The sequence below is a fragment of the Anaerotignum propionicum genome, from assembly GCF_024461735.1.
In the GTDB taxonomy this organism is placed as follows: domain Bacteria; phylum Bacillota; class Clostridia; order Lachnospirales; family Anaerotignaceae; genus Chakrabartyella.
This window is the reverse complement of the sequence record NZ_JANGAD010000004.1, coordinates 12,310-31,974: the sequence shown is the minus strand read 5'-3', so window position 1 is coordinate 31,974 and position 19,665 is coordinate 12,310. Positions and strand designations below refer to the sequence as shown.

15 protein-coding genes and 1 tRNA gene are annotated in these 19,665 nt (G+C 38.6%); 5 read left to right on the top strand and 11 right to left on the bottom strand.

Going from position 1 to position 19,665, the window contains the following annotated elements:
• Positions 1–20: 20 nt before the first annotated feature.
• From NE558_RS06695 to NE558_RS06665, 7 genes are all read right to left on the bottom strand, one after another.
• Positions 21–1,019 (bottom strand): flagellar motor switch protein FliM, encoded by a 999-nt coding sequence (locus NE558_RS06695; RefSeq protein ID WP_256149195.1) that lies wholly within the window; start codon positions 1,017–1,019, stop codon positions 21–23.
• Between the two features lie 193 nt (positions 1,020–1,212).
• Entirely contained in the window at positions 1,213–2,004 is a 792-nt protein-coding gene (locus tag NE558_RS06690; RefSeq protein WP_256149194.1) for an OmpA/MotB family protein, read from the bottom strand.
• A gap of 225 nt (positions 2,005–2,229) precedes the next feature.
• Entirely contained in the window at positions 2,230–3,027 is a 798-nt protein-coding gene (locus tag NE558_RS06685) for a motility protein A (RefSeq protein WP_256149193.1), read from the bottom strand.
• A gap of 40 nt (positions 3,028–3,067) precedes the next feature.
• On the bottom strand, positions 3,068–3,271 hold the full coding sequence (locus NE558_RS06680; protein ID WP_256149192.1) for a flagellar FlbD family protein: 204 nt from the start codon (positions 3,269–3,271) through the stop codon (positions 3,068–3,070).
• Positions 3,272–3,551: 280 nt separating this feature from the next.
• On the bottom strand, positions 3,552–4,478 hold the full coding sequence (locus NE558_RS06675) for a flagellar hook-basal body complex protein (RefSeq protein ID WP_256149191.1): 927 nt from the start codon (positions 4,476–4,478) through the stop codon (positions 3,552–3,554).
• A 92-nt stretch (positions 4,479–4,570) separates the two neighbouring features.
• Positions 4,571–5,074, bottom strand: coding sequence for a flagellar hook assembly protein FlgD (locus NE558_RS06670; RefSeq protein WP_256149190.1), 504 nt, complete (start codon positions 5,072–5,074; stop codon positions 4,571–4,573).
• A gap of 2 nt (positions 5,075–5,076) precedes the next feature.
• Complete coding sequence (locus NE558_RS06665; RefSeq protein WP_256149189.1) at positions 5,077–6,285, bottom strand: flagellar hook-length control protein FliK; 1,209 nt, start codon at positions 6,283–6,285, stop codon at positions 5,077–5,079.
• A gap of 611 nt (positions 6,286–6,896) precedes the next feature.
• Between NE558_RS06665 and NE558_RS06660 the strand changes: the two genes are divergently transcribed.
• Positions 6,897–6,969, top strand: a tRNA-Arg gene (locus tag NE558_RS06660).
• Between the two features lie 366 nt (positions 6,970–7,335).
• Here the strand turns inward: NE558_RS06660 and NE558_RS06655 are convergent.
• The 4 genes from NE558_RS06655 to NE558_RS06640 are packed head-to-tail and all read right to left on the bottom strand — an operon-like array spanning position 7,336 to position 14,874.
• On the bottom strand, positions 7,336–12,522 hold the full coding sequence (locus NE558_RS06655) for an S-layer homology domain-containing protein (RefSeq protein ID WP_256149188.1): 5,187 nt from the start codon (positions 12,520–12,522) through the stop codon (positions 7,336–7,338).
• Positions 12,509–13,117, bottom strand: coding sequence for a PilZ domain-containing protein (locus tag NE558_RS06650; protein WP_256149187.1), 609 nt, complete (start codon positions 13,115–13,117; stop codon positions 12,509–12,511). The genes NE558_RS06655 and NE558_RS06650 overlap by 14 nt, the downstream gene beginning before the upstream one ends.
• A gap of 49 nt (positions 13,118–13,166) precedes the next feature.
• Positions 13,167–13,475, bottom strand: coding sequence for an EscU/YscU/HrcU family type III secretion system export apparatus switch protein (locus NE558_RS06645; protein ID WP_256149186.1), 309 nt, complete (start codon positions 13,473–13,475; stop codon positions 13,167–13,169).
• On the bottom strand, positions 13,462–14,874 hold the full coding sequence (locus NE558_RS06640) for a hypothetical protein (RefSeq protein ID WP_256149185.1): 1,413 nt from the start codon (positions 14,872–14,874) through the stop codon (positions 13,462–13,464). The genes NE558_RS06645 and NE558_RS06640 overlap by 14 nt, the downstream gene beginning before the upstream one ends.
• A 126-nt stretch (positions 14,875–15,000) precedes the next feature.
• On the opposite strand from NE558_RS06640, the gene NE558_RS06635 reads away from it, so the two are divergent.
• The 4 genes from NE558_RS06635 to NE558_RS06620 are packed head-to-tail and all read left to right on the top strand — an operon-like array spanning position 15,001 to position 19,506.
• Positions 15,001–17,106: a chemotaxis protein CheA gene (locus tag NE558_RS06635; protein WP_256149184.1), complete on the top strand. Its 2,106-nt coding sequence runs from the start codon at positions 15,001–15,003 to the stop codon at positions 17,104–17,106.
• Between the two features lie 15 nt (positions 17,107–17,121).
• Positions 17,122–17,601, top strand: a complete 480-nt coding sequence (locus NE558_RS06630) for a chemotaxis protein CheW (protein ID WP_256149183.1) — start codon at positions 17,122–17,124, stop codon at positions 17,599–17,601.
• A 15-nt stretch (positions 17,602–17,616) separates the two neighbouring features.
• Positions 17,617–18,429: a CheR family methyltransferase gene (locus tag NE558_RS06625; protein WP_256149182.1), complete on the top strand. Its 813-nt coding sequence runs from the start codon at positions 17,617–17,619 to the stop codon at positions 18,427–18,429.
• Positions 18,430–18,459: 30 nt separating this feature from the next.
• Positions 18,460–19,506, top strand: a complete 1,047-nt coding sequence (locus tag NE558_RS06620) for a protein-glutamate methylesterase/protein-glutamine glutaminase (RefSeq protein WP_256149181.1) — start codon at positions 18,460–18,462, stop codon at positions 19,504–19,506.
• Positions 19,507–19,665 lie beyond the last annotated feature (159 nt).

Here is a 19,665-nt window from a genome sequence, read left to right as displayed (position 1 = left end):
AATCCCCCCTTTGGCTTTTCCTAGTTCTTATTTATTTCACTTATTCTCACTGCCATATTTTTATTATGAACACCCAATTTCCCCTGGAACCAGATATTATCCTCAACAAAAACATCAACAAATGAGTTTTGGGGCCTATTTAAATTAATAATATCACCCTTCTTAAGATCATAAATATCTTGCAACATTACAGTAGCATCACCAATCCTAGCAGTAATTTCCAGATCTGATTCCTTGATGGATTCAAAGATATCTCGTGAAGTATGGTCAACTGCTCCACCAGAAGATCTGCTATTGGGAGATTTTTTGTTATCCAGTATCCCAAAAATATTCGTCAGTAATGTACTTGGGATACAAACATTTATTTTGCCTGCAACATTATTAATAATTACCTCAATTACAACAATGACTACGATTTCGTCCATCCCAATTTCCTGCATCAAGCCATGAGAGGTTTCTACCTTTTCAATATCAAAGTCAATCTCAAGATAATTTGCCCATCCATCTTTCATTACACCAACCAAATATTTTGTAATATTCTCGTAGAGTAAAAGCTCTATATCTGTATATGCATACTGAGAAGATACATTTTGTGGCTCTTCGCCCTTTCCTCCAAGCATTCGGTCAATCATGCTAAGCATCAGTGGTGTGGTAATATGCATGATAACCGTGCCACCGCCGTCTTTACTTAGCAATGATGCATTGATTAGTGTCAATGCATCATTGTCCGATAAGGCATTACTAAATTCATAATAGCGCTCTTCTTCTACAGTAACAAGCGTAACCTGGCTGGATGATCTAAGCAAGCTGTTCAATCTGGAAGAAACCAGCCTGCAATAGTTCTCATGGGTGTTTTTTATTATATTCAATTTGTCCTTCGTGTATTTCTTGGGACTGTAGAAATCATATTTACGGTATTTCTCGCCAGCATCCTTAGAGACTTCTTTCTCAATGCTGCCTCCACCAACTACTGATGCAAGAAGTGCATCAATCTGACTCTGGCTTAATACTTCAGACATCTTTCGCGTTCACCCCTACCATATTTTATTAGGTTCGTTTTGCTTGCCCCTCTCGCAGATTTGCAAAATCTTTTTCATTCTGATTCTGTAAATAACAAAAGAAGACTGAGACATATAACGATATTCCTAATTCCCCAAAAATCATTATTTAAGTGCTTCTACTGAGCACCTATGCCTTTAAATTGATCATTACTTAATTCTGTGTTTGAGTTTCACCAGTACCATACACTTCATTATAATAGTTATCAAGTGATCTCACAACACTGTCATTTTTGGAAATTATTATCTCAACACGCCTGTTTTTTGCTCTGCTTTCTCTAGTCTCAAAAGAGCTGATAGGTCTAAACTGCCCAAAACCAATGGAAACCAGCTTATCAGGATCAATAATATTTTTCTTTTGCATATAAACAAGCACCTCTGCAGCTCTGTCTGATGATAAAAATCTATCGCTCTGGATCTCATTTGGCTCTGTCGGACTTGCCTGAGAAGTATGACCCAAAATTTGTATTTCACCAATAGAGTTATTCACATCTTTAAGAATCTTACACAATTGATCCAGAACATTTTTTCCATCTTGCTTTAACACATAGCTATCACCATCAAAAAAGATATTATTTCGGAACGTAATAAATGTATATCCATCCCCCTTGGTAACCTCAACATCAGCAGAAAGACCATTTACCTCTACATACTTAGACAATTTATAATACATTTCATCAAAGTCATCTGCAAACTGATATTCTTCTCCATCACCTAACATACCGCCTTCCACATCATAGTTTCCGCCGGTCTCCTCTGCGTTTTGAACAATCTGACTTACCTCCGCATCTGTTGGATTAAAGCTTTTTACAATCATTTTCCACTTTGCACTATCAACAGATGATATTGAATAGAGCAATACAAAGAAACATAGGAGAAGTGTCACCATATCACTATAGGTGTTCAGCCATTCGTTAGAAATGCCTCCACTTCTTTTTTTCTTCATTGTTTTATCCTCCTTTGTACTACGTCGTCGCCTATGCTTAATTGGAATTATTTTCACAAGAATTCATCCTTTCAAAGCGGTGGATTGGCGAACATTAACGATTACATTCATAAATTTTTTCTTTCTTTTCCATAATGGAGGATGTTTTCAATTTCTTGAATTCCCTTTGCACGAAATAAAACTTATGCAGTTTCAAGCCTCCGGCACGCTGAATAGCGGTATTTTTTATTCCTCTTCTGCTGCTCCACCTTTACCTTTTTTTTGTTTTTTGGATTTTTCATATTGTGGTAAATAAGCAATCAGCTTTTCTTTTAAGAAATTAGGGTTTTCACCAGCCTGAATTGCTAATATACCTTCGATGATAATTTTCCTGCACAAGTACTCTTCGTCACTGCGCACTTGCAATTTCTTCGCAATGGGCATAAAGAACATATTCGCCATCAAAGACCCGTAGAAGGTTGTAATCAATGCGATAGCCATGTTCTGGCTGATCCCATCTGCACCCGTATCCATATTCATGGATTTTAACATATTAACCAAACCAATCAGCGTTCCTACCATACCAAACGCCGGTGCATAACCTGCACCCTTTTCATAAAATTCAATAATCTCACTATGTCTCTCTGAAATATAATCTAATGTGTTATTTAAAATTTCATTTACCTGCTGCGGTGTGGTCGAATCCACAATCAGCATCAAACCTTCTCGAAAAAAGGGATCTTTCATGGTATTTGCTTTTTCTTCCAAAGCAAGAAGTCCACTTTTACGTGCAATAATTGCCAACTCATATAATTGATCTATGAATTCCATAGCATTATATGGATTTTTTAACAATATCTTAAACTGCTTTGGTAGCTGTTTCAGCACCCTTGCAGGATAACTGGCAATTAACGCAGCATAAGTCCCACCTACTACTATAACTACGCTCTGCAGATCCCAAAAGTTCCCAAGATCTTTTACGCCAATGCCGTAAAGAACAAGCACCATGCCTGCTATAATCCCTATGAACGTTGTTAAGTCCATATTGCGCCTCCAAAACTATTTTTCAAAATTACCTCAATTTTTAAGCATCTTGATTTAAATTCATGGTGTGTATTGCCGATAAATACTTAATACTCTTTTCAATAATCTCATCCGGTGTTTCTCGCACTATATAAAAGCTTAAATTATTAAGCAGTATCTTGGACTCCGGAATGCTCTCTATCACAATGATCTGCTCACAATTTAAAACAAATTTTTCTCCGTTAAGCTTTGTTAATTTTATCATCTTTTCCTCCTGAGATGTCCACATTCAGTTCAGTAATCGCCTAAAACGCTGATAAAATATACCTTATTGCCCAACGCCAAAGGTCTTTTCCAAATATCCTAAAGCAATCCTATCTTATCCAACGCAACGTCTGTATATTAAAGGATTTTAAGCTTTAATTGAAAACCCATTTAACCAATACCCCATAATTACACACTTACAAATTCATTCTTATTTTTAAAACTTGCCTTAAGAGTAGCAAACCGCAGCCCATATGGCAGCGGTCTGCACTCTAGTAAAATTATCGTTTAATATTTACAAGCTCTTCAAGCATCTGGTCTGTAACAGTGATAATCCTTGTATTTGCTTGAAATCCTCTCTGGGTTGTTATCATTTCAGAGAATTCCTTTGCTAAGTCAACATTTGACATTTCTAAGCCATAGTTCAAAATTTTTCCTGTAGTGCCTTCACCGGGTTTATATGGCACAATGTAACCAGTATTCTCACGGATGGAGTAGTATGGTCCCTGTGTCTTCTCAAGGGCATTAGGGTTAGGTACATTCGCAATGGCAATCATGCCGACACTGACTGTTTTGCCTGCGGAGTCGGTACCTGTAATTTCACCTGTTTTAGAAATACTGATACTATTCAGCTTCAAAGGTGTTCCAGAGCTATCTCCTGGCGTAAGAAGTTTTCCATCCTTGTCAACATATGGCACTCGGATTGGTTGTAGCGTACCCTCATTCAATGCACCATCTTTATACATAAAACCATAGATTACATTGCTGCTGCCATCCACGAGAAAACCATCACCATCAAAGGTAAAGTTACCCACTCTAGAGAGTGTATACTTGGACATTGCCTCAGACATTTCCTTGGGGTCTGTCTTTATCTCAGTCTCACCATTCTTTTGGCCTACAATAAAAAATCCCTGTCCATCAATCATACAATCCATGGAGCTGTCAGTTGGTGCATAAGAACCGCTGGAAAACATAAGGTCAATGGTTCCCACCTGAGAACCATAACCAACCTGAGAAGGGTTGGAACCACCAAAAACATCGTTACCTCCACTAGAGGAGGATGTTGTTTGATAAATAGATTCCTTGAACGTTACTCTTCCGGCTTTATAACCGAATGTATTTACGTTAGCGATATTATTACCGATAACGTCCATTTTTTGCTGATGTGCTCGGAGTCCTGCGATACCCGAAAACATTGACTTTACCATACTATGAAATCTCCCTTCGCATTGCTATCAAATTTACATTAATAATTTGAGCAACCTCATTGCTCTTTGACTATTTCAGGTTTTCAGCCAGATTATTCACTATTTGCGCCTGTTCCATTTCCAGTGTTATCATTCGCCCCACTACTTGTAGGCTCAGAAGAATTTATCTCAGGAAGTTTCCCGACGGCCATAATGGATGATAATTTATAGCTTTTTCCATCTACAAACACCACTTGCTCTCCAGAATACATGCCTGTGGCAGTAACCGTTCCATAAACTTCTGTTATCTTTCCACCGCTGCCTACCTGCCCTACGGTTACATCCTTCCCAACCAGAGAAGCCGCATAAGAAATTAATGAAACGTTGGTAATATCAGTAATTGATTGAATTGTGGACATCATAATCATCTGATTCATAAACTCGCTTGTATCCATAGGATTTGTCATATCCTGATTTTGCAGCTGGGCTGCAAAGAGTTTAAAAAAATCTTCCATATCCAAAGTGCTTTTTCCTGTTGCCTTGCTGGTTTGTTCACTATTCGCTTTTGTCGTAGCACCAGTGGGAATATTTGTCATGTAGTTATTAACAGAAGCCACATTTACACCTCCATTGTTTCAATATTTTCAATGCCTAGACGCAACTTTTGGGCAAAGTCCAAATCTGCTTGTTCTTGCTCCTTATTCCTGTTGTTTGAGTCTCCTTGATATTGTCCCTGGCCTTTTCCATCAAAATTTTCACGATTAGTATTTTGACCTTCAGCCTTATCATAAGAAATATTCACATTTGCTTCTTGCATCAAGCTGGATTGAACCACCTTTGATAAGGATTCCAAATTTGAAGCCAGCAGTGTCCTTGTACTCTCATTACTGCAATTTAGAGAAACAGATATTTTGCCATTCTTTATAGCAAATTCCACTGCAATTTCCCCCAAATCTTTAGGGTTTAGCTTAATGCTAACCTTTTGTATCTCATTGTTGACTTTCTCAACCACCATATTTCCAATTTCTTCAGCAACCTGCTTCCAAGAGGTTTCTAAAGAGGGGTCTCCCACTTTAATCGTCACTACGGAGTCATGGGTGCTCTCTGTTTTCAGTGGTTTTAAATCCGTTACCATAGAACTGTTTTCCATTTTCCCATTTTCCTCAGAGAAAGCGCCTTCCGTATTCTGCTCCTTCGGGAATGCGCCTTGTTTTATTTCAACCGTCTCATGAGGATTGTCCACCACAGCTTTCGTTGTGACATCCTGTTTTAGCAAGGGTTGAGTGCTTTCATTGGTATCATTTTCCGTCACCGGTTGCGCCGCATATTCAAGCGGAACAACTCCCCTTGTTTGTTTTTCCTCAGCTCCCATTGGAACAGGAATTGTTTGCAAGCCATCCATATTTACTTCCTGTATGCCCTTTTGCATATCCCCTTGTGCCAAAACAGCGTTGTCTACTGGAGCCTGTTCTTCTACAGGAGCTCTGACCAATTTTGCCAACTGAATTGGATCAATCATAACCGCAGACGATGCAATGAATGCAGCCAGCTCGTTAACACTGCTCCCCTCATCCTTAGCTACCCCATTATCATCAGTTGTTCCCTTTTCTTTGGTTGTTTCTTTTCCTCTCTGTGCACCTTCATTGCTTGCATTTTTCATGTCTTTCTTGACATCATTTCCCTGACTTTTGGTTTCAGGGGATTTCCTTGATGATACATTTCTTATCATGTCTTTAAAGCTATCCTCTGATTTGCCGCTTTTTGGCTGTACTACCATTTTACTATTTTCAGAAATACTCAAATTTGCTGAAACAGGCGTAGTATTCAAGCAATCACCCCCTTAAACATAATGCTTAACATAACACCATTGAAAACTTGTAAAATTACCTTCTGTCATTTCATATTTATTACTCCCCGATTTGGATAAAAAATAATTGCACGAGAAGTTTTTATTACATTATTTCTAAATTTTTTTAGCTAAACTATTCATAATTTTCATAAGTGATATAAATGTATTCATCCTCACTGCATTTTTCCAAAACATTACATTTGTTAATAAATAACCACTTCTATGCATACATCGTCAATATATGCCAAATTCAGCTAATAACATATCTATAGTAGCATAATGCCCCCTCTTTTTCAATAGAAAGGCCTCGCATTTAATAATTAGTTTTTGAATATTTATTATCTAACCGTGATGGTTTGTTATTTGTTTCTTCCTATATAATTCGTTCTCCATTTTTATACAATAACATCACACAAAATAACAAAAAAATACATTTTTGTATTAGTAAAAATACCCGACAGGCGTAAAAATTACTGATGTAAAACGTCAATTTGCTTGAATTCATTGTTTTTCAAACATTTCATAAAAAATAACCCAATAATCGTTTGACATCCCATCTTAATCAATGTAAAATATACAGTGCAGTTTGTGCACTCTTAGCTCAGGGGATAGAGCGTTCGGCTCCGGACCGAAAGGCCGCAGGTTCGAATCCTGTAGAGTGCAGAAAGAAAAGCCCAGAAAACCAAGGTTTTTTGGGCTTTTTTTATTATAATAAAGGGGTAAGTGATTTCAATTACTTCTATAAGCAACTGCCAGTGCACTTCTAAGCTTTATAACCAGTCAACATAAAATCCACACATAATCACAAAGTTATAATTATTTTAAAAATATTTAATTATAAAAAATCGACCAATCCTACGCCTAAGTATACTAAAATATCACCCTTCCATTAAGAAGCAGGCAGCATTTCCTCATACTATCTGAAACAATTCATTTTCTCTTTCTATAAAAAAAGCAGGGCAGACAATCAAATTTGTCTGCCCTAAAAAAACTTTTGTGTTATTCACAACTTACAAAACACTTTTTTCCTTACGATATGAATTGCTGTGTCCAGTAGGATTTGGCTCTAATTCCACCCTCTAATTCCTTATCAACAAATTTCATATACAAGAAACCTGCGATATTCGTATTCTTATCGGATAAAGCATATGGGAAGTTAATTACTGAGTTATTGTAAATTCCGCTAAACCTTATAGTAACAGAGGTTAATGCACTTTCACCTGAATCTGTACTTGCTGTTTTAAAGGATATTACTTCAAGTTTCATATTTCCAGAATCTTCATTTTCCGCAAGTCCAATCTCCAGTCCCTGTTTAAACACAGTAACATCCAACGGTTTTAAAGCCGCCTCTTCCTTAGGAAGATAGAACATTGGTTCAGAGAAAGTTAAGGTTAGCGTGCCCTTATACGGTGTTTGTGCATAAATATCACCGTAATTTGTAATAACTGTATCTGCAATTACAGTTGGCTTGGTTTTATCCGCCGGTGTAATATTGATTACCTTAATAATAGTGGAATCGCCACCGCCAGCAGGACTTTTTGCCACTGCGTAGAAATTGTAATATACATTTCTTTCTATGTTATTAATCGTAATGGTTGCTCTGGCTAATGTGTCACCCTTACTGATTTTTGCCGTAGCAGAGCCAAAATCAATGGGTCTGTATGCGATATTTTCCTCTCTCTTTCGAATAAAATCTCCGTTTATAACGGTTTCCAAAGGCATGGACTGCTTATTAAATACAATCCAATCAATATCCGCTTCCTTGTCGAGAGCAATATCAATAATCGCAGAATTCTCTAACCTATCCCGAATATATGCACTATCCAGCTTTGGAGGTGCAACAGACACGGTGGTGAACTTTATTTCCTTCATTGGAGAGGTTGCTGCCGGCGTTCCTTTCAAGAAGCAGTACATTACGTAGTTCACATTGGGTTTTAGGCCTTCAATCCTAAACTCGTACTCTGTCTCTGCACTTACAATAGGAAAGCTTCCATAAACCCCATCTTGCGGTTTATATGTTCCATTCATAATACCATCCGCTGTGGGGTTTACCACAGTTCCTTCTTTTGCAATCAAGTAATAGAAGGTTGACTGCTTTGTTACCATTACCAATGGGCGAATCAGAGTATCCCCCACCTTGCTAGCCCCTTCTGCATTTACAAGGGCAGGATATCCTACTGAAAATTCAGGTATGATGGTATCTGTAAAGTAAACCTTCACGCTGAAATCCTTAGGATAATTTACAACTGTAACTTTCCCTGCGCCAATGGCTTCCACAAGTCTGTCAGTAGGATTATCGGAAACAGGACTCAAGGCTGAACTGCCGCCTATGATGCACTTAACACCGAAAATAACAGTGCTGGACCACCCTTTTTTCGCCGTATCTCCATTGATTGAAACAATTTTTATTCCATATTCCGTCTGCTTTAAATCTTTAAATCTTTCATAGTTATACTGATTATCTTCATCAGGGTCACTAAAAATCTTATCCTTTATATTTTGAAGGGAAACTGACTTACCCTTTTCCACGATAACTACACTTTTTCCTCCAGAAGTGACTTTTGTAAAGTTTGCACTGCCCTTTGGCTTTTCATAAACTTCAAAGCCTACCTTTTCATTACTCTGGAACACAATGTCATAAAAAATATTATCGTTTGTTTCTGTAACCTGTGGTGTCAGCTCAAATGACATGTCTAAATCTGCTGAAGAAACTGTTTCCATAATCTCCACCATAGGCGCCACAGTATTAAAGGAAGGCAGCAAGGTTTTCTCATCCATTCTGTTTCCCGAAGTATCCGCAATTTTATTCAGCTCAAATTCATATGCGTTACCGCTGTTTAAGCCCAGTACTCCTTTAGGGAAGGTAACCACAGTTTTTCCATCAATATCTTCTACCAAAACCTCGGAGAAATCAATGGGAACTACAGGCCTTCTTAATGCAGACAAATCATACAAAGTTATATTTTTCTCAAGCTCGGATTTATCCAATGTAGAGAGCTTTTTCTTTGTAGCGTTATCCACAACCTCTTCACTGAATTTGATACGAATTTCACTTCCTGCAACCACATCGCCGCTAATGGTTTCTTCAAACTCTAATACAGCTTTCGGTGCTGTGAAGTCAGCTGTTTTTACGTCCATGTAAATTACATTGGAAATATTATTAAAGCTATCTTGGGCTACAATATAAAGATTATATGGCGTTTCTGCCGCCAATCCTGTGATACTTATTTTTCCCTCTGTGTTTTGTTTGGCAGTTACCTTACCGTTCTTTAGACCGCTGTTGCCCAACACAACCTGATTTTTCGCCTCATCGGAATCCAGTGTTGGCTGTACTCCGCCGGGAGTGGCAGGAAGGGGGAAGGTATCCCCTTTTTTGCACAAAACATAATAAATGGTTGCATTTTCATTTACCTTAAACTTAACATCCAACGATTTATCTGCCACCTTGTCCAATGCAGGGTATCCATTGGCAAAAATAGGAGGGGTTAAATCTGCCGTTTGAATTTCAAGCTTGTTTACTGCGGAGCTTGTTAATCCATCAGTAACGAGGATATAAAACTCATACTCAGCAAATTCTTTTAACCCACTTACCGTTAAAACCTTCTCTTCATTCTTCTTGCAGTCATCTAGAATTCCCATATTGGTGGCACCAGAAATCACTTGTGCCTTCAAATTTACTTCCGTGGGTGCAATGCTACCCTTAGGCAGAATTGCCCAATAGGCTTTACAGTTTTTTGTTACATTCACAGCAATATCAGCAGATAAATTTTTAATTGACTGTACTCTGGGATAGCCCGTGATAAAATCAGGCTTAGCTTCAATGGAAACTTTCTTAATTTCCGATAAATTACCACTTTTATCCTGAGCTACAAAATAAACATCATACTCCCCTTCGGGCTTCAAACCAGATAACTTTATTAAAGTCACCGTATCCGCCTTCATATTAGAGGACTTACCTGTTTTTTCTGCACCTTTTCCTTTGATTACCTGCTGTTTTGCGTCGTCAGAGGAGAAGAGAGGCGCATCAGCATCAGGCCGCTCCTTCACAGGGAAGGAGGTTCCTCCCTCATAAATTGCATAATAAACTAGCCCCTCTTCATTCAGGCTAACCCCAATTTCCGTACTTGTTTTATCCGTCGCAGTGATTTTTGGATAACCTAAGTTAAACTGTGGTGGTGTTGCATCTGATGTGTTAAAAGAAAGTCTTGTCACCGAAGATTCATTGGTACCATCGGACAACAAAATATAGCAATCATAGCTGCTTAATTCCTTCAAGCCTGAAATATCAAGGGTTCCCCCCTCATATTTCAAACACTTCGTTTTTATGCCGTTTTTCACCGCTCCATAAAGCTTTTGAGATTTAAGTCCTTTTGCATCCGGCGCAGGATACCCCTTTTCATATACCGCCCAATACATATCGCTGTCCTTTAAGGTAACATACTCAATGGCAGCTGCTACATCTGTAACCGACTTTATTCGAGGATATCCGGATAAGAAGCCGGGCTTACTGTTATCCATGGTAGTAAAATTAGCGGTTTTTCTGGCGCTTCTATCATCTCTGTCATCCACCAAAACTGCCGACAGGATATACTCCATGTTTATTTCAAGTCCTGTTATTCTTACTGTGTATTCCTTATCTGACTCCACTGGAAGAGAACCATTTTTCTTGATTTCCGTATTATACTTTCCAGGCTTAATCAATTCATCAATGCTGGTTCTGCCATCCTCATAACGAGTAACCGCCCAATAGATGATGCCGGGCTTATTTGTTTTAAACTTAGCCACTGCATCCCCTGGACCAACATCCTCCATCTCGGGATAATCCACTAAAATTTTAGGGCCGGAAGATGCCTCGTCTGCATCCTTGCTTGTCATATTCTTTCCTTTTACATTGGCAGTTAAGCCTGGTCTTACCTCAATATCATCAGGTAGCATTTCTATCTTACTGCCTGCGGAATTCACTTTTAAATATCCAATTTCACCGGTACCGGAAATATCCACACCTACATCTAAATAAGCTCCATTTACATAGGTATTGCTATCTAAGAAAACCTTGCTGTTTACAGCCTCTTCATCAATAACCAGGTTTTCCACGGTATCCTTGTCCACATACAAATTATTTTGAGGTCCCTTCACAGTTACCTTATCGAATAGTCCTGCCAAGTGAAGTGCTGTTTTTGCTGGTCCATTCAATACAACATTTTTAAAACCGCCGCCTTTGCTGGCCATCTCCTCCAGATAGGCATTGGTCTTAACTAAGGTTTCATCAACAATTGTATTCCCAGTTAGCTTAATAGACTTAATGGTACCCTTTGTATCGGGAATGATCAGGTTAGTAATGGTACAATCTTTAAAGGTTATACTGCTTTTACCCGCCTGGCTTTCCCCAGTTCCGTTTACAATCACTTCGCCCAAAACAAGCACATTGTCAAAAACCGTGCTCCCAAGGCCAACGCCTCCTGTAATATAAAGGTCTCCCCTAACTACAGTATCCTTCAGGGTGACCCCGGAAGCAGCTATGGTTACATTTCCATTTTGAGTGCCTAAAGTTCTTGTTCCAGAATGGTTCACCAGCTCACCAACAGCATCTGTAAGCACCTTAGCCACCTCAGCTCTGGTAATATTATTTCCCGGCCTAAAGGTATTGTCCCTATAGCCTGAAATAAAGCCCTTTGATGCCGATGTATTTACAAAGCCCCTGCTCCAATTAGCAATACTGTTGTTATCTGAAAAAGAAGAGGATGCTCCAGGCATTTCCTCAATTTGCAGGTTTCTGCCCAATAACGCAATGGCCTGCTCACGGGTTAGCAACCCCTTGGCATTGGCCGTTCCTTTTCCATCGCCGGAAAAATACCCTTGGTTATAGGCAATAGCAATATCCTTGGCATACCATTCAGTCCCCTTAATGTCTTTAAAGGGCGTTTTCCCTGTTTTGGTATAACCGAAGGTACGGTTTATAATTGAAATAAATTCTGCTCTAGTGATAGGCTTATCAGGATTCATATTTCCGTTTTTATCCCCACTCATAAGCCCTCTGTTATATAAATTACGCATAAAGGATTCTGCCCAATGGTTTTCGCTCCCCATATTAAACGAAGCAGCATATGCGTTTTCCGTATGTACAAAGCTAAAACTCGTCACAGTCATGGCTACAGTCAAAGTAAGTGCGGCCATTCGTTTCAGTTTACTGTGCAACGATTTCTTAAACTGCATCATCTTCATCCATCCTTTTTCGTCTGTAGTTAATTGCCTGTATTTTAAATACACTTGCCCTTAACAGGCACTCCTGCGTTCTTAACAGACCAAGAAATTCGCATCCATAGGCAAATTGATTATAATTCGCCTCCTCCTTGCGTAATATCTTGAACTTCACCAGAAATGGTGTATCTAACCAATTGGCTAAAAACTCATACTCATAATCCCTACTCAACTCTTCCTGGCAAACAATACACATGCCGCCACAACTTAAATCACGAAGTTGAACCTCAACAGGAATATCCTTCCCATCCTCAGAATAGAAAATTGTTGATTTCATTTCAACTTCCACTCGTACGTCTCTATGTAATAATGGTGCCAAATTTCTTACTTCCTGTAAATGTAGTTTGCCATAGGAAATTTCAGTGATATCAGCATCATATATCTGATTAAACTTATCCTCCACCTGAAAAACAACCTTATCTCCTGCATGAAACTGATTTAGCGTAACCTCTTCATAGGGAACCAAAAAAGTATCATCACTCCCCAAAAAACTCAAATCCGCATAATCAATTAAATTATTTCGTTCGTCCAATAAAATACACTTAATTGACATTGTTTATCCCTCCAAGCGATTCCTTTCTATTTACGTTTGCCCCTAAGCGTTAGCTCTTAGTCGTATCCGTTTCAGAGGCACTGCGTATATTTGACGGTGAAAACTTCAAAAAATATACATATATATCAACAATTGCTTTATATAACTCTTCCGGAACCTCTGCGCCAAGCTCAAGTCTGGATAAAATTGTAGCTAAGGAGGTATCCTCATAAACAGGCACACGGTTTTCAGCAGCAAGCTCTACAATCTTTTCAGCAACATGGCCCATACCCGAAGCCACAATCACAGGAGCCACTTGATCGCCGTCATATTTCAAAGCCACAGCCTTTTTATTAATTTTATCACTATATCTTGACATTAACGGTATTTTTCCTTTCATAAATTTTAGGAAATACTTCGGATATGCTGATTGGCGCTTTGCTTTTCTCTACTGATATAGATTTGATAGCAAGCCCATTGCGCTCCATAATTTCTGTCAGCCCTGCACGGATTCCTTTATCCATAGCAAGAACCTTTTCCGGACAGAACAATTGCATATCGATTTTCCCTTTGCTATGCAGTATAATTAAGTCAAAAAATCCCACGTCTTTTATATCAAACTTAATTAGCAATTTTGCCTTTCTCTCATCCTCCCCCGTCTTCCCCTCCTCATCATCAGGATCAATCCAAAGCTCGGAAAACATCATCGTCCCATCCACATTTAAGGGTAATGTCATATGCAGCAACGGCACATAAACACTTTCGTTTAAAAGCATAGAAGATAATATCCCCTTAAACATATCTATATTCTCGTAGCCAGCTTCTCCCTTTATTCCTCTTTCCAAAATATCAATCAGCTTTTGGTTATACTCATTTCCCTTGCCATCCGCCCCATGCATCTGTATCAACACGTCAGCAAATGTTTGGGAATCTATATTCCCAAGCTTATCCTTTATTACATTATAATTCATAATGCCTTCAAATGCATCAATAAATCCATTTTTATTTGCATTTTCATAACGGGCGATGTTTAACATCAACGAGGAGATGAAATCTCTAACCCGACCAAAATCGTTTGTATAACTAATATATTTCGATAAGAAGGGAATCATTTCTTTTTTTAATATTTCTAGATTTTTAGAAACATCACCGGGCTTTGCATTTTGATCTAAAAGCTTTGTAATTTCCAAAAGCTGAACGGAATAACTTTTGGGCAGGCTTTTTGATAAATTAGACAAATCAATCACAATGCTATTTAAAATATGCTTACTAGAGGTAAAATCATTATATTTTTTTAATAAATCAAGTATTTTGAAATTTAATTCAGAGGAATTCGATTGGGCAAGGGCGCCTCTTAAAAAATCAAAAAATGCTCCTGAAAATTTTGTTGCCCCCTCAGCCTGACTTTTTAAATGTCCCCCAAGGGCTTCCTTGGAGAGCTTGATCATTTCAAGAAAACGGGAAATCTCCTCTGCGAAGTTCTCATCAATTCCTGAATTCACCAAATTTCCTAGTTTTACGAACATTAAATCCCCCATCAGCTCCGTCATGGAAGGGGTTTCTCTTAAAGCACGCAAAAAACCTTCATAGTTTGACTTATGGTTTTGAACAAATTCATTCTGTTGGTAATCCGCATTTGCAGATTTACCATCAGGTCTTGTCACTTTATTAATATTTGTTATATTATTAATATTAGGATCGTTTGTTGTAATGGGATTCGTTCTGGAAGCATTTTCATATCCTGATACAGGGGTAGTTACTTTCATTATATTTGACATTATTTCACATCCTTTCCACTCAACTATTATATTTTCCCTCTTTTTGTCGAATTAAATATGTAGTATAATTAACCAAAAGGTATAAAAAATGGAATAACATATTCTTTACTAAGGTGGTGCTCAAAAATGAACAACGGCATGGATAGTATGATCGATATGTATCTTTTCGAAACAAATTCTCTACTGGAACAGTTGGAAAACATCATGCTTGAGGCGGAAAAGGCTAAGGCTTTCTCCTCCGCAGATATTGACGAAATTTTCCGAATCATGCACACAATCAAAGGTTCCTCAGCGATGATGGAATTCGATTCCATCTCTAAAGTTGCCCATAGATTTGAAGACCTTTTCTTCATCTTCAGGCAAAATAATACAACCGATTCCTTGTCCGAAGGGATGCGCAAAGAGCTTTTTAATTTGATTCTAAGAACGAATGATTTTATGCGCACAGAAGTGGCAAAAATCGAGCAAAATGAACCTATCTCTGATAATATCGACCATTTTATAAACGATATTAATACTTTTATTGAAAAATTGAATGCAGATGAGCCAAGCACCTTAGAAGCCGCTGAAATGACAAACGCACCCGCTGAAACTAACGTAACACAGAACAGTGCTGTTTTGCAATCTATTCCCGCAACCGCATCTCCTTATATCGTTAAAATCCTTTTTGATGATGGCAGCGGTATGGAGCATTTGCGTGCTTTTATTGTAAAAAATGCAATATCTGATGCCATCGGTAACAATTTTAAGTTTTATCCTGAAGATGTGGAACATAATTCAGAAACCTGCAATTATATTATTGATCATGGTTTTTTCATCTTCCTTGATGATGAATCTCTCATGGATGCAACCATTTCCGCAATAAAAAGTGCACCAAACATTGCTTCCTTCGAGGTCATCGCCAATCCCACTGTTGAAGCTACAAAAACCGAGGAAGCGAAACCGGAATTACAGCAAAAAGAAGTCACCCAGAGTGCAACCGCCCCAGTCCAAAATAAATCGGCAAAGGGAAGTACTCCCCCTGCTGCCCAGTCACAACAGGCAAAGCAGAGCATTATTAGTGTGAATTTATCAAAATTAGACAGCCTTATGGCCATTGTGGGGGAAATTGTTATTACGGAATCCATGGTGACCTCCTCCCCTGACTTAAAAGGTCTGAAGCTGGATAATTTTTTGAAATCAACCAGACAGCTTAGAAAACTGACAGATGAATTGCAAGATATTGCTATGTCCATGCGTATGGTTCCCATCTCAGGTGTATTTAATAAGATGAACCGTATTGTTCGTGATATGGGTCAGAGTTTGAATAAAGATGTACGCCTTACGATTATTGGTGAAAATACCGAATTGGATAAAACAATTGTGGACAGCATCAATGATCCATTGATTCATATTGTTAGAAATGCTATGGATCATGGCATTGAAGAAACCGTAGAAGAAAGACTTGCCGCAGGCAAAGAGCCCCAGGGCGAAATCGTTTTGGAAGCAAAGCATACCGGCAGCGATATTATGATTACGATTGCCGATGACGGCGTTGGCGTAAATACTGAAAAGGTTTTAGAAAAAGCAAAAAGAAACGGTATCTTAACAAAACCTGAAAGTGAGTATTCAAAAAGAGAAATTCTCATGCTTCTTCTCGCCCCAGGTTTCTCCACAAACGAAACCGTTACCGAATACTCCGGTCGTGGCGTTGGCATGGATGTTGTAAAACAGAATATTGAAAAAGTAGGCGGTATTGTTTCCATCGAAAGCGAATTGGGAGAAGGCACTTGTATCACCCTGAAAATCCCCCTTACCTTGGCAATTGTGGATGGAATGGAAATTGCCGTTGGTAAATCTACCTTTACCTTACCCATCACAAATATCAGACAGTCCTTCAAATGCACTCAGGAAGAAATTATATATGATTCTTTAGGGCATGAAATGATTGAGCGTATGGGAAATTATTACTCTATTGTGAGACTGCATAAGCTTTACAATTTAGAAACAGAGGTTACAGATATTGAAGAAGGAATTTTAGTATGGGTTGAAGCCAGCGACATTTCCTATTGTCTGTTTGTAGATTCTTTTATCGGCGAGCAGCAGGTGGTTGTAAAACCTTTACCTCCATACCTAAACGGTTTTAATATTAAAAACTCCGGAATTGCAGGTTGTACTATTCTGGGTGATGGAAATATCAGTATTATCTTAGATGCCCTAAGCCTGCAAACAGCATTTGAAAATTCATTATAAGGGGGGAATGTTACAATGAAAATGGAAAATAATTTGACCGACGAATTGTTGGATGACGAATTTAACTTAACAGAGGCAGATGAAAACTTAAACAAATACCTTACTTTTATCTCTGCCGAATTGGTATATGGCATCCCAATCGACAATGTAGTTGAAATCATTACAAATCCGGGCATTACCTCTTTGCCTATGGTTCCGTCATATGTAAAAGGTATCATGAACCTGAGAGGGCAGATTGTCCCAATTATAGACATTCGCCAAATTATGAATAAGCCCGTAAATGAAGATGCTGCAATTACATGTGTCATCATCTTGGAAATCGACTCCATTTCCATTGGTGTTTTGGTGGATACAGTTTTACAGGTAATCAACGTGAACAATAAGCTTTCCGACCCTCCTTCCAAAAATCTGGACTTTATCAATGGCATGACAAATCTCATTGATGGAACCGTTATGTTCTCCTTGGATTGCCAAGCGTTGATCAGCAATAAATAATAAGGTGGTTAAGCCATGAATACTTTAAACGAAAATGACTTCATCCGTCTTTATACTTTTATTCAAAAAAAGTACGGAATTAATCTTTCTAAAAAGAAGCAGCTCATTGAAGGACGTCTGAATTCCACACTGTTTACTATGGGCTTCAATGATTTTTCTGATTATGTAGATTTTATTCTTACAAAGTCTACGGAAAAAGATGTGGAGGTTCTGTTGAATAAATTAACAACGAACTACACATATTTTATGCGAGAGAAAACCCATTTTGATTTTTTTTCGCATAATATCCTTCCCGCTCTCGTAAAGAATAAAAAGGAAAAAGTCTTGAGTGTTTGGAGTGCAGGATGTTCAACAGGTCAGGAACCTTATACCCTTTCTATTCTAATGAAAGAGTTTTTAGGTAAGGATGCCCCCAATTGGGATACCCGTATTTTGGCAACGGATATTTCTCAAAAAGTCCTTTTGCAGGCGCAAAAAGGAATTTATCCTGGGGATTCCCTAAAAGATATGCCAAACGAGTGGGTTCGTAAATACTTTACCCGTGTTGCAAACACAGATCAATACGAAGTAACCCTCGAATTAAAGGCAAACGTAATCTATAAAACGTTTAATTTAATGGATCCCATACATTTTAGAATTCCGTTTGATGTTATTTTCTGTCGAAACGTTATGATCTACTTTAATCAGCCCACAAAGGATGCTTTGGTAGACCGCTTCTATGATTCCACGAATCCTGGAGGATATCTTATTATTGGTCTTTCAGAAACCATTAATAAGAACAGCACAAAGTACAAATATGTTGTGCCTGCAGTATACAGAAAAATATAAGGAATTCCTAAAAAAGAAAGGTAGTTCTCTATGAATGAAAAAATCAAGGTATTGGTCGTAGACGACTCTCTGTTTTTCCGAGGAGTACTTACAAAAAAGCTTGCTGAATTTGACCATATTGAGGTTTTGGGGTATGCTAGAGATGCCTTTGAGGCGAAAGAAAAAATACCCCAGCTTAATCCTGACGTGGTTACATTGGATGTGGAAATGCCCAAACTAAACGGCATTGAATTTTTAAAACAACTTCTTCCGGAACGCCCAATTCCTGTTGTATTGGTTTCAGCCCTTAATATCAGCGTATTTGATGCGCTGGCTGCCGGTGCAGTGGAATTTGTAAAAAAACCGGAGCTATCCAAATCCGACACGATCTCCACCTTTATTGAGGAGCTGGCTGCAAAAATAACCATTGCAAGTAGAGCAAAAGTGACACCGCCCTCAGGTGCAAGTAAGATTTCTGTTGCTGCTAAGCCAAGTTTCGCACCAATCAATCCTTCTAGGCTGGCAAACACAACAGTTATCGCTTTGGGCGCATCCACAGGAGGTACAGAGGCCACTATTTCCGTAATCAAAGATTTGCCGGAAGATACTCCTGGTATTTTGATTGTGCAGCATATGCCCCCCGGTTTTACGAAAATGTATGCCGAAAGACTAAACCGCCTTTGCAAAATGGAGGTACGTGAAGCTGTGGATGGGGATATTGTAAAAAACGGATTGGTTCTTATTGCCCCCGGTGATTACCATATGAAGCTTGCAAAGCTGGGCTCCAATTACGTTGTAAAATGCTTTCAGGCAGAGAAAGTCAGCGGACACAGACCCTCTGTTGATGTTTTGTTTAATTCCGTGGCAGAGGTTGCAAAAAAGAATGCTGTCGGTATTATCATGACAGGAATGGGCAGAGATGGTGCCCAAGGGCTTTTGAATATGCGCCAACAGGGTGCATATACCATCGGACAAAACAAAGAATCTTGTGTTGTCTATGGAATGCCCATGGTGGCAAAAAATATTGGGGCTGTTATGATTGAAGCCTCCAACGAAAATATTCCTTTGGTTTTACGCAGGTATCTGGCTTCCCTGTAGTATTAAGATTTAGCCACTGCCTAATCCCGAAAATTCTATAAAATATAAGCCGAAAAACAGAATCCCCGTAATGGTGAAATCATATCTGTTTTTCGGCTTTTTTATTTAGATTTTACAAGTAGGCACTTGCACCTCTTTCAACTATTCACAATTACTCTA

Excerpts from the sequence above, each read along its gene's own strand:
- NE558_RS06695 (WP_256149195.1), bottom strand. The coding sequence starts at position 1,019 with ATGTCTGAAGTATTAAGCCAGAGTCAGATTGATGCACTTCTTGCATCA.
- NE558_RS06690 (WP_256149194.1), bottom strand. The coding sequence starts at position 2,004 with ATGAAGAAAAAAAGAAGTGGAGGCATTTCTAACGAATGGCTGAACACC.
- NE558_RS06685 (WP_256149193.1), bottom strand. The coding sequence starts at position 3,027 with ATGGACTTAACAACGTTCATAGGGATTATAGCAGGCATGGTGCTTGTT.
- NE558_RS06680 (WP_256149192.1), bottom strand. The coding sequence starts at position 3,271 with ATGATAAAATTAACAAAGCTTAACGGAGAAAAATTTGTTTTAAATTGT.
- NE558_RS06675 (WP_256149191.1), bottom strand. The coding sequence starts at position 4,478 with ATGGTAAAGTCAATGTTTTCGGGTATCGCAGGACTCCGAGCACATCAG.
- NE558_RS06655 (WP_256149188.1), bottom strand. The coding sequence starts at position 12,522 with ATGATGCAGTTTAAGAAATCGTTGCACAGTAAACTGAAACGAATGGCC.
- NE558_RS06650 (WP_256149187.1), bottom strand. The coding sequence starts at position 13,117 with ATGTCAATTAAGTGTATTTTATTGGACGAACGAAATAATTTAATTGAT.
- NE558_RS06645 (WP_256149186.1), bottom strand. The coding sequence starts at position 13,475 with ATGTCAAGATATAGTGATAAAATTAATAAAAAGGCTGTGGCTTTGAAA.
- NE558_RS06640 (WP_256149185.1), bottom strand. The coding sequence starts at position 14,874 with ATGTCAAATATAATGAAAGTAACTACCCCTGTATCAGGATATGAAAAT.
- NE558_RS06635 (WP_256149184.1), top strand. The coding sequence starts at position 15,001 with ATGAACAACGGCATGGATAGTATGATCGATATGTATCTTTTCGAAACA.
- NE558_RS06630 (WP_256149183.1), top strand. The coding sequence starts at position 17,122 with ATGAAAATGGAAAATAATTTGACCGACGAATTGTTGGATGACGAATTT.
- NE558_RS06625 (WP_256149182.1), top strand. The coding sequence starts at position 17,617 with ATGAATACTTTAAACGAAAATGACTTCATCCGTCTTTATACTTTTATT.
- NE558_RS06620 (WP_256149181.1), top strand. The coding sequence starts at position 18,460 with ATGAATGAAAAAATCAAGGTATTGGTCGTAGACGACTCTCTGTTTTTC.